Consider the following 14,561-nt stretch of genomic DNA (forward strand, 5'->3'; position numbering starts at 1 on the left):
CTCGGTCCGGCCATGGACGACGACGTGTTGACACTCCCCAGCGGACCGGTCCGGGTCCGCCGCGACGGCAGGATGATTCGCGCGACCGGGCTGCGGTACGCCACGGCGCGCCGGTTCCACCCGTGCGAGCCCCTGCCCGCCTCCGACGGCGTCGTCGATGCCACCACCCGCGGTCCGGCGTGCCCTCAGCTGCCGTCGCGCCTGGCGTTCGTGGTGGGCACGCCGCCCGACGTCCTGGCCCAGGACGAGGACTGCCTGGTGCTCGACGTCGTCGCGCCGCCGGCCGGCGACACCCCGAAGCCGGTGATGGTGTTCTTCCACGGCGGCGCCTACGTCACGGGCAGCGGCCAGTCACCCATCCACGACCTGACGGCGATGGCCGAGGAGGGCGACGTCGTCACGGTCACCGTGAACTATCGCCTCGGGGTCTTCGGCTACCTCGCCGTCGACGGCGTGTCGCCGGCCAATCTGGGCCTGCTCGACCAGATCGCGGCGCTGCGCTGGGTGAAGGACAACGTCAGCGGTTTCGGAGGCGACCCGGAGAACGTGACCATCTTCGGTCAGTCCGCGGGCGCGGATTCGGTGTCCTACCTGATGATCGCCGACGGCACCGACGGCCTGTTCCGGCGGGTCATCCTCCAGAGTGCGCCACTGGGCATCCAGCGTGGCCGAGCGGAGATGAGCGCGGCGATGAGCGCGGCCGCCCGCTCCGCGCTCGGACCGGATCCGCACGCAATGGACGCCCGGGACCTGCTGATCGCCCAGGGCAGGATCGCCGCGGCGGCCGGCCGGTTCGGCGCCCAGGCGCAGATGCCCTTCGGCCCTCAGACCGGGCACCACCCGCTGCCGCCGGAGGATCGGGTGGCCGAGCGTCGCCGCGAGGTGGCCGCGAGGATGCCGATGATGATCGGCACGACGTCTGACGACGCGCGGCCGTTCGTGATGCTCAACCCTCGCTTCGCCTCGCTTCTCGGCGCCCCCGTGGTGGGGTCGACGGTGCGACGGATGCTCGGCGCCGTGGCCACCAAACGGCTGTTCGCGGGACCCTCGGCTGCCCTGGCCACCCAGCATCGGCGCGACGGCGGCCACGCCACCACCTATGTCTTCGGGTGGCGTCCGGCGGGCAGTCCCCTCGGCGCCTGCCACTGCCTCGAACTTCCGTTCCTGATGGGCACGTGGGGCGCACCCCCCATGCTCGGGGCCGATCCGGACCGAGCGCTGGCGCAGTGGGGACCGCCGATGCGTCGACTGTGGTGGGAGTTCGCCCGAGGCGGGCGCGACACCGTCGACGAGCACCTCCGGCTGCCGTTGCGCTGACCGAAGGTGCCGGCCGTCGGCTAGGCCAGGGTGGGGGCCAAGGCCCCGTCCCACTTCGCCTCGTGGCTTGGCAGCCGCAGCAACAGCCGCGCTCCACCGAGTGGGCTGACGTCCAGTTGGGCTGAGCCACCGTGCAATTCGGCCTGCTGAGCCACCAGCGCCAGCCCCAGTCCGGAGCCCGACCGCGACGCGGTGGTGCCGCGGGCGAAGCGTTCGAACACCGTGACCCGTTCCTCCTCGGGCACACCGGCCCCGTCGTCGTCGACGGCGATCTCGACACCGGCGACCGAGCTGACCACGCTGAGCCGGATCTCCGTGGCGTCCCCGTGTTTGACGGCGTTGGCGATCGCGTTGTCGATCACCAGGCGCAGGCCGGCGGGCAGTCCCACGATCAGCTTCGACGGTGACGGCACCAGGGTGACCCGCACTCGCGGATACACCCGCTGAGCGTCGTGCGCGGCGCGGTCGAGCATCTCGGTGACGTCGAAGGAGACGAAGTCGTCGGCCGTGGTCAGCTCGCCCTGGGCGAGTCGCTCCAGGGCGGTCAGCGTCGCCTCGATCCTGCCCTGGGTGCGCACCACGTCGTTGATGACCTCGTCACGCTGTTCCTGAGCCAGGTCCAGGGTGGAGAGCACCTCGAGATTGGTGCGCATCGCGGTCAGCGGGGTGCGCAGCTCGTGGGAGGCGACGGCGGCGAAGTCGCGCGCGGACTCCAGCGCGGCCTTGGTGCGCTGCTGCTCGGTGCCGATGCGGGCGAGCATGCCCTCCACCGCCTCGGCGATCTCGACGGCCTCGCGCACGCCGCGCACCTGCACTTCGTCGGGCATCGACTGGGCGTTGATGGCCCGCGCCTGCTGGGCCAGCAGCCGGAACGGCACGATCATCAGCAGCGAGATCACCCAGCCGACCAGGACGGTGCCCACGATCACGCCGCTGCAAATCAGCAGAACGCGCAGGTGCAGTTCGTCGATGCGGTGCTGAGTCTCGGCCAGCGGAGCCCCGAGGGCGATCGTCCCGGGCCCTGCGGAGAAGGTGCGCACCCGGTAGGGCACCCCGTCGATCTCGGTGGTGGCGTAACCGTCGGGCAGCTCGGGCAGCACGACGTCGGGCGGCACCGACACGGTGAGGCCACCGATGCGGGCGGTGCGGACGACGTTGCCGTCCGGCTTGGGCTGGCGGGCGTCGGTGTTGGGCGAGTTGCTCAGAAGGTTGCTGACGTCGCCGAGGCTGCTCACCGAGTCGAGCCGCCGGTCGAGCTGGCTGTACTGGTCGTCGGTCACGCCCACCCAGACCCAGGTGCCGAGCACGATCACCAGGACGATGACTGCCAGCGCGGCGACCACGACGATCGCCCGCAAGGACAACACCCTGGTGAGCGGCCGCAGGACTCCGTAGACGCGGTCGTTGAGTTCCACTAGCGAAGCCGCACGCCGAACCCGGCGGTGGCACCGGGCGGGGGATCCTCGATCGACACGTGCACCAGGTTACTGACCCGACCCCGTGGTGATCGTGATGGTCGTCCAGGCGCCGACGTGGATGCGGTCGCCGTCGGACAGGGGCGTCTCGACGTTCTCGGCCAGAAGCTCCTCGCCGCCGTTGAGGCTGGTGCCGTTGGTGGAACCAAGGTCGGTCACGGTGGGTCCGGTGTCGCGGATCCGCAACACCGCGTGCTGGGTGGACACGCCCCGGTCGGCCGGCTGCAACCCGAGGTCGATCTCGGGGGTGACGCCGTGGTCGCGGTTGTGCCGTCCGATCAGGGCGGTGTCGCCCTGCAGGGTGATGCGCCGTTCGGGGAAGAACTGCGGGTAGTCGACGGTGTCGGGCCCGCCGCGGGCCACCACGCGGTCGTAGAACTCGCGGTCGGCCCGCACGACGGCGGTCCACGTCACGGGCGCCTGCACGGGCGTCGTGGGGGCGGGCAGCGCCGAGTCGTGACCGCACGTCTCGCAGAACCGCCCGTTGATCGACGCCCCGCAGGCGGGACACACCGTCGAGACGACGGGTGGTGGCGTGGTCGCCGCGGCCGTCGACGATCCCATCGGCGCGCCGCACACGTCGCAGTAGTCCTCGGCGGTCGAGGCGTGTCCCTCTGCACAGATCGGCATCAGGCGGGCTTCTCCTTCCGTACCCGGGCGGTCTTGGTCGACCGCGCGTCGAGCGCCATCTCGTCGGCGGCGGCCACCTCGCGCTTGAGGCGGGCCGTACCGGTCCGCTCGTCGACGTCAATGACCTTGCCGAGTTCGGCGACCTTGTCGTCGTTGCCCGACTCCACCGCCAACTCCATGGCGCGCTGCAGTTTGGCCGTCGCGGTCGCGACGTCACCGTCGCGGCGGGCAGCCAAGCCCTGCTGCACCGCGTCGGCCAATTCCGCCTGACCCGTGTAGTGCGCCACCCGGCGGTTGATCCGCGCCGACAAGGCGGTGTCCGCGGTCCAGAGCGCGTTGACCAGACCCTGGCCCAGAACCTGTTCTCCCGCAACGACGGTGACCCTGGCGGCCAACTTCTCCTTACCGGCCGCGGCCGGCTCGACGGCGACCTGGACGTGGTAGTCGCGATCCTCGGCTCCCCACGAACCCAGGGGGTACTCGCCGATCTGCGCGCTGACGTCCACGCGGCGAGCGGTCAGGTCCGCCACGGTCGGGGCGACCTGTTTGACGAACTCCACGGTGGCACCCGCGGGCGTCCACACCCGCAGGGTCAGGTCGGGAATCGACTTGCCCATCGACGTGCGCATCATCGCCGCGAAGTCCTCGGCGAGGTCGTCGGCGTCGGCCACGATGTCGACGGTGCCCATCAACGCCGAGGAGATCGACCGCAATTCGTCCACGCGCCAGGCGGTTCCGACGCCGCGGCAGTCGCAGGTGAACTTCCCGACGCTGAGTGCGATCTCCTGCTGCAGTTGTTCGGGCGTCTCGTGTTCGTCTTTGCCGTCGGTCAGCAGGATGGCGTGGGTCATCATCGACGAAGCGCCTGGGAACCGACCGACGACGTCTCGGACGAAGGCCAGCCAGGTGCCCATCGCGGTGCCGCCGTAGGGAATCAGGCCGTTGACCGCCCGGGCCGCCTCGGCCTTGGTCGCCGCACTCGCCCGGACCGGCATGCCGTCGGGCGGGTAGATGGCCTCGGCGGAGGCGGTTCCGCAGACGACGACGAAGTGCGTCCCGTCGCTGAGTTCGTCGACGGCGGCCACGGTCGCCTGCTTGGCGCCGTCGAACTTGCCGGCGGGTTTGAGCATCGAGGTGGAGCAGTCGACGATGATCGCCTCGATCCGTTCGGCCGGGGTCGCGGCCACGGCGACGTCACTGCCGACGGTGATGCTGACGATGGCGTCGACGGTGCCGGACCCCTCCGGCAGGTAGGGGTTGTGGTCGACGTCCACGGAGAACCCCGAGTTACCTTGCTGCTCAACCGAACTCATGTAGCTCCTCCGATCGGAATCAACGCGACGGTGATGTTGTCGTTGCCACCGGCCGCCAGGGCGAACTCGGTGAGTGCGCGTGCGGCGGAGACGGGGTCGGTTCCCGAGCAGAACCGGGCGAGGTCGGCGGCGTCGGGCAGATAGTTCCACAGCCCGTCCGAACACAGCAGCAGCGATCCCGGCCCGGTCACGGTGAGCGTCGTGACATGGGAGTCCGCCCAGGGCTGCGCCTCGGAGTCGGCGCCCAACCATCGGGTGATGGTGTGCGCGCCCCGCTGGACGGCCTCCGATTCGGCCGCCGCCCCGGCCGTCATCAGCTCCTGGGCCACCGAGTCGTCGACCGTCAACTGCCGCGGCCGGCCGGGTGCTTCGGGAAGCCAGTACGCCCTGCTGTCGCCGACGTTTCCCACCGTGACCTCGACGGACCCTTCGACCGTCGAAGCGATCGCCGCGCCGGTGTAGGTGCACGACGGTGACTCGCCCTCGTCGACGCCCGCGGCGGCTGCCACCGCAGCCGCGGTGGCGGCGGCGAGTCCTGCGATCACCGCCGCGTGCGTGGTGCCGGCCTCGGCCAGCACGGCGAGCATGCCGTCGACGCCGGCGACCGTCGCGGCCGCCGACGCGAGCTGTGGCTCACCGGAGGTGGAGACGCCGTCGCAGACCACGACGGCGTGTGCCCGGGGCCGGCCGGGCACCCCGCTGACCGTGCCGGCCGCTGCGGCGTCCTCGTTGCGCGCGTGCAGCAGGCCGCGATCGGTGACGACGGCGATCGGGCTCACCTCGGCCTCGTCGCGATCGGGGGCGGCGCGGCGGTGGCCGCACCCCGTGCAGTAGCCGTCGGAGAACGTGTCGTTGCCGCAGTCGGCGCATGGTCCGTCGACGCAGACCGGCCGCGGGACGGCGACGCGCTCGACGGTCGGCTCGGGGACCTCCACCAGGGACCCACCGCAGCTCTCGCAGAACCGGTCCGACCCTGCGACCGGAGTCGAACAGGTCGGACATGACTCCGGGGCCGTGGTCATACCCGGGTCCTCGGCCTGATCGCGTTGGCCTTCTCGACCAACTCGATGCGTTGCCACACGCCCGATGACTCACGGGCCAGGTCGCGGTAGGAACGCTCCATTCCGGTGCGCAGTCCCGCAACGGTGAAGTCCGCCCCCAGCAGGCGCGGAACCGTCGTGTGGTTCCCGGCCTCCAGCCAGCCGAGGGCAGCGCCGAGCACCCGCAGCCGCAGCAACGCCCGCTTGGCGTTGGACTCCAGCGCCAGCGCCCCGGCCCGCCGGTCGGCGTCGACCAGGGTCGACTCGTCGAGGTTCTCCGCGGTCCGGCCCTCGAGCAGGATCTCGACGGCGGCGGCACCGGCGTCGGTGAAGTGCGAGGAAGCGGCCGGGATCTGGTCGAGGGCCGCGACGGCACCGGCGCGATCCCCGAACCGCTCGCGTTGGCGGGCCAGGCCGAAGGCGGCGCTGACGTAACCGCGGTCGGTATGCCACACCATCTCGTAGTAATGCCGGGCGTCCTCGAGCTGCCCGCGCAGTTCGGCGGTGGCCGCGAGCGCCAGTTTGGGTGCGAGCTCCCCGGGCAAGGTGGCCAGGACGGTGTCGAAGTCGGCTGCGGCCTGGTCGAATTCGTCCTCGAGAAGCGCGGCTTGCCCGCGGTACCAGGACAACCGCCAGTCCCCGTCGATCACCGCATCCAGTTCGGCCAGTCGAGCCCTGGCCTTGTCCGCGGCGCCGAGCTCCAACGACGCGCGCACCAGCCGCAGAGGAATCTCGACCGACGTGCTCGCCGCCTGGTTGGTACCGCTCCGGGCGAGTTCCAGGGCAGTCTCGAGCCGGGCGGGCGTGGTGCCGCTGGTGGTCGCCAGCAGTGCGGCACCGGAATCGGTCGGGTCGACGACGGGGACGGGCAACGCCGCGATGACCCGGGCCGCCTTCACCGACGCGTCCCGCCCGGCGCCGTACACCTCGCGCTGAGGACTGAAGTAGCTCGACTGTCGCGGCTGCGCGGTTCCGGTGTCCGTGGCGGCGATTTCGTGCAGGACGCCGGTGAGCTGGTCGGCCATCTCCTCGATCGAGGAGAACCGTCGCAGGGGGTCGACGTCGGTGGCGCGCAGGATGACGCGGTACAGCGACTCGTGGGTGGCGAGCACCGAGACCGTGTCGGGCCCGGGCAACTCGTCGACGAAACGGCCGCGCTCCTGCGGTACGTCCATCACCAGCACGGCCAGGGTGCGGCCTACGGTGTAGACGTCACTGGCCACGGTGGGCCCGGTCTGGGCGATCTCGGGTGCCTGATATCCGGCGGTGCCGAAGATGGCGCTGTCCTCGTCGTCCATCGCGATGACCGCGCCGAGGTCGATCAGCTTGAGCTGCTCGTCGGTCTGCATCACGTTGTCGGGCTTGAAGTCGCAGTAGGCCAGGCCCTGGGCGTGCAGGTAGGCGATCGCCGGCGCGATCTCGACGAGGTAGGCCACGGCCTGGTCGGGCGGCAGCGGTCCGTTGCGGGCCTTGCGAATCTGCTTGAGCGACGTACCGCCCACGTACTCCATCACGATGTAGCCGACCGGGGCCGTCGCGCCCGGAGCGAGGTGTTCGACGAAGTTGTAGATCCGGACGATGTTGGGGTGCTCGACCTCCGAGAGTGTCAGGACCTCGGCCGCCGCCGCGGCCATCGCATCGGCGTCGGTGGAGTTGATCAGACCCTTGAGGACCACCCACCGGTTGTGCACGTTGCGGTCGACGGCGAGGTAGATCCAGCCGAGTCCACCGTGGGCGATCGCCCCCTGCACCTCGTATTGCCCACCGACCACGTCGCCGCGAGAAAGCTTGGGCACGAACGAGTATCGGGTACCGCACTGGGTGCAGAATCCCTCCACCCGGCCCGGTTGGCCGTCGGCGCCACGGCCCACGGGCTTGCCGCAGTCGGTGTTGCCGCAGAACCGGCTGCCCTCGGGCACCCGAGGGTCGGTCAGGATGGCGGCCGCGGGGTCGCCCCTGGGGATCCTCGGGATGGACACCACGCCGGCGCCGAGGCGGCCGCGGGTGCTCGAGGACCGGGCCGATCCGGTTCGCGCCGTGCTCTTCGAGCGTGCGGTGGGCCGGCTCGCCGAGGTGGGCCGGCTCGCCGAGGTGGGCCGGCTCGCCGAGGTGGGGGTCGCCCCCGGTGCCGGCGGGGCGGTGCCGCAGACGTCGCAGTAGCCGTCGACGACGGTTCCGGTGCAACCCGCTTCGGCACACGTCATCTCGCGCTCCCCTGCTTCTCGACGAGCAACTCCTGATAGTCCGTGACCGCGCGGGTGACGGCGCGGAGGTCGCATGGTTGCCTGTGCAGCAATCCGGAGGCGATCCGACTGCACGCCAACAGGTCTCGATCCTCTCCGAGATCCAGCCTGGCAGCCTTGGCCTGGTAGGCCGTCAGCCGGCCCTTCAATTCGATGCGCCGGTCCAGCAGACCCTGGGCCAGCTCCTCGTCCTCGGCGGCGACCTCTAGCGCACTGGCGATCCGCTGCCGAATCGACCGTAGCGCAGCGGGATCCGGTGAGGTGATCGCGTCCAGTTCGGCTCGCAGGGCCGGTTCGACGTCGGCGTGGACCGGCAGCGGACCGGAGACCACGTCGCGCTCTGCCTGGGCACGCACGCGCGCCAGCCGGTCGACCCCGATCCGCAGCGCGTCGAGCTTGGCGGCCGTCTCCCCCAGCGCGACCGGCCAGTTCGCTCGCAGCACCGCCAATTCGGCGAGTTCGCCGGAGCGCCGCTCGACCTCGGCGGCGATCACCCGAATCCGCGCCTCGACGTCCTGGGCGGTCAGCGACAGCGGATCGGTCGCCGACACCGCGAGCAGGTCGCCGACCTCGTCGGGGAAGTTGGCACCGGCCGCGTCGAGGCGCTTCTGCAGCGGTGCGAGCCGCTCGACGATCAGCGAGTTGACGGCATCCACGTCGTCGAGGAAGTCCACGACGTCGGGGTACGCGTCGCGCAGGTGGGCGGCCATGTCGGCCAACCCGACGCAGCCCACCGTCTCCCCCGGGCCGGTGATCACGCGTTGCGCCAACGGGATTCGCTCTCGGGACACCTCAAGCGGGCGGTCGCGCAACCACCTGGTCAGCTCGCGGCGGTCGTCCTCGTCGAGTTTGGACCGTCGACCCCTCAGCGCCGTGGCGGACTCCAGGATCGAGGTCATCCGGGCGACGTCCTGCCAGAGCCCCTCGAGGGACTTCTCCACCTCGGTCCACCGCCGCGCGGTCGTGCCGGTCGGCGGATAGCGGCGCACGTGCCGAAGGCCGGGATGGTCGTCGAGTTCCAGCAGCGTCGCCGAGGCGGCGCTCACCTCGTCGGTGCGCGCGCGGAGTTCGCGGTCGATCTCCTCGGTGCTCAGCATCGCATCAATCCTGATAGCGCGCGGCCGGCGGCCCCGGTGAGGGCGCGACGCCCGCCAAGTTGGCCTGATAGAGGCGCTCCCACGTGCCGTCCTCGCGCATTCGGGCCAGCGCGCCGTTGACGAACCGGACCAGGTCCTGGTTCTCCAGCTTGACCCCCACGCCGTAGGGTTCGTCGCCGATGCTGCCTCCCACCAGTTCGAGGTTGCCGCGGTCCTGGGCCAGTAGTCCCGACAGCACGACGTCGTCGGTGCTGATCGCGTCCACCTGCCCCTGTTGCACCATGACGAGGCAGTCGGTCCACTGCCCCACCCCGTAGAGGGTCGGCCGGGGGTTCAGCCCGTATAGCGTCGTCAGTGACGTCGTGCCCTTCACCGCGCACACGCGCTTACCGGAAAGGTCTGCTGCACTGCGTATTCCGGAGTCCTTGGTGGCCAGTATGCGTTGGGTGGCGACGTAGTAGGGCGTGGAGAACGCCACCTTCTTCTTGCGATCGCACGTGATCGAGTAGGTACGGACGACGAGGTCCACCTGGCCGTCCTGCAACGCCGACTCCCGTTGCGCGGCGGTGACCACCCGAAGGTCGACCCGATTGGGATCACCGAAGATGCTGCGGGCCAACTCGCGAGCCAAGTCGACGTCGAAGCCCTCGAGCTGCCCGGTGGCGGGATTACGCGACCCGAACAGGTTGGTGGACTGGTCCACGCCGACCACCAGACGTCCCCGCGCGAAGATGTCGGCCATCGTCGACCCGGGCGGCATCGCGCCGGGTGCGGGCTGCGGCCCGGGCCGAAGGCTGGCGTCCCGGTCGCAATCCGCGGCCGTCGACGCCGGCGCGGTCGTGATCTCCTCGGCGCCCCCGGGCATCGCGTCGACGGGCGTGACGGTGACCGCCGACGGCGACTCGGGCCCCCCACACCCGGCGATGAGGGTGAGGACGACCAGCGCTGCGGCGAGACGGGCTTTCACAGGAACTCCTTGAGCCGCGGCCACAGACCGGCGACGGCGGCCGCCGCCGCGATCACCATCAGCACCAGGGTGCCGGTGGGACTCCACGACAGGCTGGTCCGCGCCCCGGAGACGTCGTCGCGCAGGGTGGTGCGGGTTTGCTCGATGAGGTCGTTCAGCCTCTCCTCGACGGCCGCGAACTGCGCCGCCGACGCGGCCGGATCCGGTCCGATGGCCTGAGTCAGCGCGCCGGGATAGTCACCGCCCTGGTAGAGGTCGACCTGCCTGCCGTGGCTGGCGGCCCACGCGGCGACGCGGTCCGCCGCGACGGTTTCTCCGTCGAGCAGCGCGGTCAACCGACCGATGCGGTCGCCGAAGGACTTCTCTCCCGCGGTGATGTCGCCGCGGGAGATGAGTTGCAGGGTCTCGTCGGTGCGGGCCTTCTGCGCCAGGACGCGAGCGTCGGCGAGCGCCTCGAAGCGTGCCGTGCCGTCGCGGCGACTCAGCTCGACGTCGTGCGCGGCGAACGCGTTGGCCACGACGATCCACCCGATCACCAGGGCCACCACGACCGCCGTGGCGACCAGACCCCGGTTGAACTGTCGGTTCGTCCGCGTGGCGAGGATGAGCGAGCCGGCGATCACCAGCACCAGCACCAGGACCAGCAGGGCGAGGCCGACCACCGGAAGCGTCGCCACGGCGCGCTGGTCGTCGTCGACGGCAGCCATGGCCCCGGTGTAGATCCGCTCTGCGCTGGGCAGCATCGAGGTCTGCATCGACGAGGACGCCTCCCGGAAGTAGGCGGCGCCGACCGCGAAGCCCTGCCGGTTGTTGGCCCGCGCCGCTTCGACCTGACCGGTGTAGGCGGCCAGCTCGGCCGAGATCTGGGCCAGCGCGGTGCGCGTCCCTTGGTCGCCGGCGCCCAGCGTGGCGTCGGTCAGCGCCTCGGCGGCGTCGGCGAGGGCCTGCTGATAGCGCGCCCGCATGGGTGCGGTCTCGAGGCCGCCCGAGAGGTACTCGGTCGCCGCGGCGGCATCGGCGGCCGAGAGCGCCGCGTACAGCTTCTGCGCGTCGTAGGCGAACGGTTCGGAATGGTCGAGCACCGCGGTGCTGGTGGCGATGCGACTGTCGAGCTGCCCACCGACGACGACGCCTGCGATCACGCAGGACGCCGCGACGGCCACCGCCACCAGACTGATCACGCCGGGGGTGGTCCGGGCGAAGCGCCGCAACCACCCCGCGGACGGCGTCGCGTCCGGCGTGGTCTGCGGGACCTGCGTCGCGGTCATGGCCTTCACCCCCAGCCGCGATCGTAGCCGCAGGCGGTCAACGGGTCGGGGGTAGAACGATATTCGCCAACCGGTGCGTCGATATCGACGCCGCCGTCAACGCGAGTCAGCCGAAGTGCGCCTTGGTGATCTGGGCGTGCACGCCGGCGGTCTTGTCGACGACCTGGCTGACGGAGAAGTTCGCCGCGGCCGACAGGTAGGCATACGCGGTCGGGCGATCCATGCCGCGGTCGTCCTGGAGGAAGTTCAACGCGTTGACCACGGCACGTCGCATCGCGACGTTCAGGTCGTTGCCCTGACCATTGGCCGCGCCGTCGGGGTCGGACAGCCCGATCGGGATCCAGACGTCGGCGTTCTCGGCGAACGGGTAGGCGTAGGCGACCGACGGTGCGTCACCACTGCCCTTCTTGCAGACCGTCAAGCGAAAGGTTCCGCGCAGGGCTCCCTCCATCGCGGTGAGGGCGACTTCGCCCCCCCGCTGTTCACCCTGCTCAACTCGGGCTCCCTGGGGGCGGCGGTCGCCGCGCACGCCGGCCTGGCCGCATTGGAGGCGGTGTTCGTGTCGGCGTCCCTGGCGGCCGGAGCCGAGTTGTTCCCGACGCGGGTGCGCTCCACGGGATATTCGATCGGCTACAACGTCTCGGTGGCGTTGTTCGGCGGTACCGCACCGTATGTGGCGACGTGGCTGACGGATCGGACCGGCAACGCGGTCGCGCCCGCCTACTACGTGATCGTGGCTGCGGTGGTGACCCTGGCGACGGTGTTCACGATGCGCGAGACGGCGAACCGAGCCCTAGCCGGCGGGGTCGAGCACCCAGGTCCCTCGGTAGAGCACGCCAACCACCCGCAGTCCTGAATCAAGCACTGCCACGTCGGCTTTCGCCCCGGGCGTCAGTCCGTCGGCCGGCAGCCCCAGTGCGCGAGCGGGATTGAGCGACGCCTGCCGCACCGCCAGTTCCAGAGCCTCGCCGCGGGGCAGTCCGCAGTGTTCGACGGCGAACCGGAACACCACGTCCATCGTCGCCGTGCTCCCGGCGACCGTGTCGGTGCCGGCCACCGTGGCGACTCCGTTCGCGACGTCCACGGCCAGCGGCCCCAGGTGGTAGCGGCCATCCGCCATCCCGGTCGCCGCCATCGCGTCGGTCACCAGCGACACCCGGTCGGTCCCGACGCTGCGCGTGACGTGACGGTAGATCGCCGAGGCGAGGTGCACGCCGTCGGCGATGACCTCGACGGTCACCCGCGGATCCTCCAGAAGCGCGACGACGGGCCCGGGTTCGCGCCGGTCGACGGGGCGCATCGCGTTGAACAGGTGCGTACCCACGGTCGCGCCCGCGTCGACCGCGGCCAGCGTCTGGTCGTACGTCGCCTCGGTGTGTCCGACCGCGACGACCACCCCGGCCGCCACCAGTTGCCGGATCGCCGCGAGCGCGCCGTCACGCTCCGGAGCGATGGTCACCATGCGGATCGTCCCGCCACCCGCCGCCAGCACCCGGTCGATCTCACCGGGATGTGGATCGCGCATCAGGTCGGGCTGATGTGCGCCACACCGCCTGGTGGACAGCCACGGCCCCTCCAGGTGGATGCCGTCGATCAGGCCGGCGCGGACGTCATCGGCCAAACCCGTTACCTGCCGGAGTAATTCGACCGGTCCGGCGGTGACGAGGGAGGCGACCAGGGCGGTGGTGCCGTGCCGGCGATGCAGGTCGACGGCGGCCGCCGTCTCCTGGTGGGTGGCGGAGGTGAAGTTGGCTCCCCCGCCGCCGTGCACGTGGGCGTCGACGAAGCCGGGAACGAGGGTAACCGCCCCCAGGTCGCGGTCCGGGGGGCGGGCGGGCGCCCCTTCGCCGACGCCGGTGACGGCGCCGTCACCGATCTCGATCCACCCGGGCCGCAGCGATTCTCGGCCGGTGAGCACGGTGTCGGCGGCGATCAGCACTCAGATTCCCTGCCAGGCCGGCTTCGACCGATAGGTCTCGCGGTAGTAGTCGACGAGCTGGAGCCGACGGGCGGCGGCGTCGTCGAGCAGCACCGTGACGTGCGGATGGTGCTGCAGGACGGTCGCCGGCCACATCGCGCTGACGGCACCTTCGACGAGGTGGTGCACCGCCTCGGCCTTGCTGCGACCCGTGGCCACCAGGATCAGGTGCCGGGCCTCCATGATGGTTCCGAGCCCCTGGGTCAGACAGTGCGTGGGCACCGCGTCGACGTCGCCGCCGAAGAAGCGCGCGTTGTCGACGCGCGTCTGGCGGGTCAGGGTCTTGATGCGGGTCCGGGACGCGAGTGAGGAACCCGGTTCGTTGAAGGCGATGTGGCCGTCGGTGCCGATCCCGAGGATCTGCAGGTCCACCCCGCCGGCCTCGCGGATGGCGGTCTCGTATGCCGCGCAGGCGGCCGGGATGTCACTCGCCTCGCCCTCGGGGCTCTGCACGGCACCGGGGGCGAAGTCGACCCGTGAGGTGAACACCTCGTCGATGACGGTCCGGTACCGCTCCGGATGGTCGGCGGGCAGGCCGACGTATTCGTCGAGGGTGAATCCGCGGGCGTGTTCGAACGACACCAGTCCCGCGTCACAGCGCGCTGCCAGTTCGTCGTAGATCGCCAGGGGGGACGATCCGGTGGCCAGCCCCAGGACCGCGTCGGGCTTGCGGGTCAGAAGGGCGCCGATCGCGTCGGCGGCGACGGCGCCGATCTCCTTGGCGCCGCGGCAGATGACGACTTCCATCTACTTGTTCGCAGTGAAAAGGTGTGCGCCACTGGGGATGTCCGCGCCCTCGAGGACCGATTCCGCGGGCCGGACGTTGTCCGCCTCACGTTCGTCCATGACGACGACGGGCACGATCGGGTTGAGGCCCTTGGCGACCACGGCCGCGACGTCATAGGTGATGACGAGTTGGCCGGCGGTGACGACGTCTCCCTCGCCGACGTGCGCGGTGAAGCCCTCGCCGTTCAGCGTGACGGTGTCCAGCCCGAGGTGGACCAAGACCCCGACGCCGTCCGGGGTCAGGACGACGAAGGCGTGCGGCAGAAGCTTGAGGAGCTTGCCGCCGACGGGCGCGATCGCCTCGGTGACCCGATGCGGCGGATCGACGGCGGCGCCGTAGCCGACCATGCCCTGGGAGAAGACCGGATCGGGCACGTCGTGCAGCGGAACGGCGCGCCCGGCGACCGGCGCGAGGACGTGTGTGGTGGTCATCTACTCAACAATACG

The 14,561-nt window shown here is 71.0% G+C and carries 12 protein-coding genes and 2 pseudogenes; 2 read left to right on the top strand and 12 right to left on the bottom strand.

The window, feature by feature from the left end:
* The first annotated feature begins 12 nt into the window (after window positions 1-12).
* Entirely contained in the window at window positions 13-1,317 is a 1,305-nt protein-coding gene (locus tag ABZ195_RS18815; protein WP_355220399.1) for a carboxylesterase family protein, read from the top strand.
* 20 nt (window positions 1,318-1,337) lie between these two features.
* On the opposite strand, the gene ABZ195_RS18820 is transcribed toward ABZ195_RS18815, so the two are convergent.
* From ABZ195_RS18820 to ABZ195_RS18860, 9 genes and pseudogenes are all read right to left on the bottom strand, one after another.
* Complete coding sequence (locus ABZ195_RS18820) at window positions 1,338-2,732, bottom strand: HAMP domain-containing sensor histidine kinase (RefSeq protein ID WP_355220401.1); 1,395 nt, start codon at window positions 2,730-2,732, stop codon at window positions 1,338-1,340.
* A gap of 69 nt (window positions 2,733-2,801) precedes the next feature.
* On the bottom strand, window positions 2,802-3,422 hold the full coding sequence (locus tag ABZ195_RS18825) for an FHA domain-containing protein (RefSeq protein ID WP_355220403.1): 621 nt from the start codon (window positions 3,420-3,422) through the stop codon (window positions 2,802-2,804).
* Window positions 3,422-4,735 (bottom strand): VWA domain-containing protein, encoded by a 1,314-nt coding sequence (locus ABZ195_RS18830; protein WP_355220405.1) that lies wholly within the window; start codon window positions 4,733-4,735, stop codon window positions 3,422-3,424. Before ABZ195_RS18830 ends, ABZ195_RS18825 begins: the two co-directional genes overlap by 1 nt.
* Entirely contained in the window at window positions 4,732-5,670 is a 939-nt protein-coding gene (locus ABZ195_RS18835) for a protein serine/threonine phosphatase 2C family protein (protein WP_355220407.1), read from the bottom strand. The genes ABZ195_RS18830 and ABZ195_RS18835 overlap by 4 nt, the downstream gene beginning before the upstream one ends.
* Before the next feature lie 83 nt (window positions 5,671-5,753).
* Window positions 5,754-7,979, bottom strand: a complete 2,226-nt coding sequence (locus ABZ195_RS18840; RefSeq protein ID WP_355220409.1) for a tetratricopeptide repeat protein — start codon at window positions 7,977-7,979, stop codon at window positions 5,754-5,756.
* Entirely contained in the window at window positions 7,976-9,115 is a 1,140-nt protein-coding gene (locus ABZ195_RS18845) for a hypothetical protein (protein ID WP_355220410.1), read from the bottom strand. The genes ABZ195_RS18840 and ABZ195_RS18845 overlap by 4 nt, the downstream gene beginning before the upstream one ends.
* A gap of 4 nt (window positions 9,116-9,119) precedes the next feature.
* Complete coding sequence (locus ABZ195_RS18850) at window positions 9,120-10,082, bottom strand: glutamate ABC transporter substrate-binding protein (RefSeq protein WP_355220412.1); 963 nt, start codon at window positions 10,080-10,082, stop codon at window positions 9,120-9,122.
* Window positions 10,079-11,350: a hypothetical protein gene (locus tag ABZ195_RS18855; RefSeq protein ID WP_355220414.1), complete on the bottom strand. Its 1,272-nt coding sequence runs from the start codon at window positions 11,348-11,350 to the stop codon at window positions 10,079-10,081. Before ABZ195_RS18855 ends, ABZ195_RS18850 begins: the two co-directional genes overlap by 4 nt.
* A 106-nt stretch (window positions 11,351-11,456) precedes the next feature.
* Window positions 11,457-11,822, bottom strand: a pseudogene (locus tag ABZ195_RS18860) (acetamidase); the annotation flags it as partial.
* Between ABZ195_RS18860 and ABZ195_RS18865 the strand changes: the two are divergent.
* Window positions 11,817-12,206 (top strand): annotated as a pseudogene (locus tag ABZ195_RS18865) (MFS transporter); the annotation flags it as partial. The pseudogenes ABZ195_RS18860 and ABZ195_RS18865 overlap by 6 nt on opposite strands.
* Here ABZ195_RS18865 and nagA read toward each other — a convergent pair.
* The 3 genes from nagA to ABZ195_RS18880 are packed head-to-tail and all read right to left on the bottom strand — an operon-like array spanning window position 12,144 to window position 14,546.
* A complete protein-coding gene (gene nagA / locus ABZ195_RS18870) occupies window positions 12,144-13,289 on the bottom strand; it encodes an N-acetylglucosamine-6-phosphate deacetylase (protein WP_355220416.1) in 1,146 nt (381 codons plus the stop codon). The pseudogene ABZ195_RS18865 and the gene nagA overlap by 63 nt on opposite strands.
* On the bottom strand, window positions 13,290-14,075 hold the full coding sequence (nagB, locus tag ABZ195_RS18875) for a glucosamine-6-phosphate deaminase (RefSeq protein WP_355220417.1): 786 nt from the start codon (window positions 14,073-14,075) through the stop codon (window positions 13,290-13,292).
* Window positions 14,076-14,546, bottom strand: coding sequence for a PTS glucose transporter subunit IIA (locus ABZ195_RS18880; protein WP_355220419.1), 471 nt, complete (start codon window positions 14,544-14,546; stop codon window positions 14,076-14,078).
* Window positions 14,547-14,561: the final 15 nt, after the last annotated feature.

The organism is Mycobacterium sp. NPDC006124 (assembly GCF_040614235.1).
Classification (GTDB): domain Bacteria; phylum Actinomycetota; class Actinomycetes; order Mycobacteriales; family Mycobacteriaceae; genus Mycobacterium.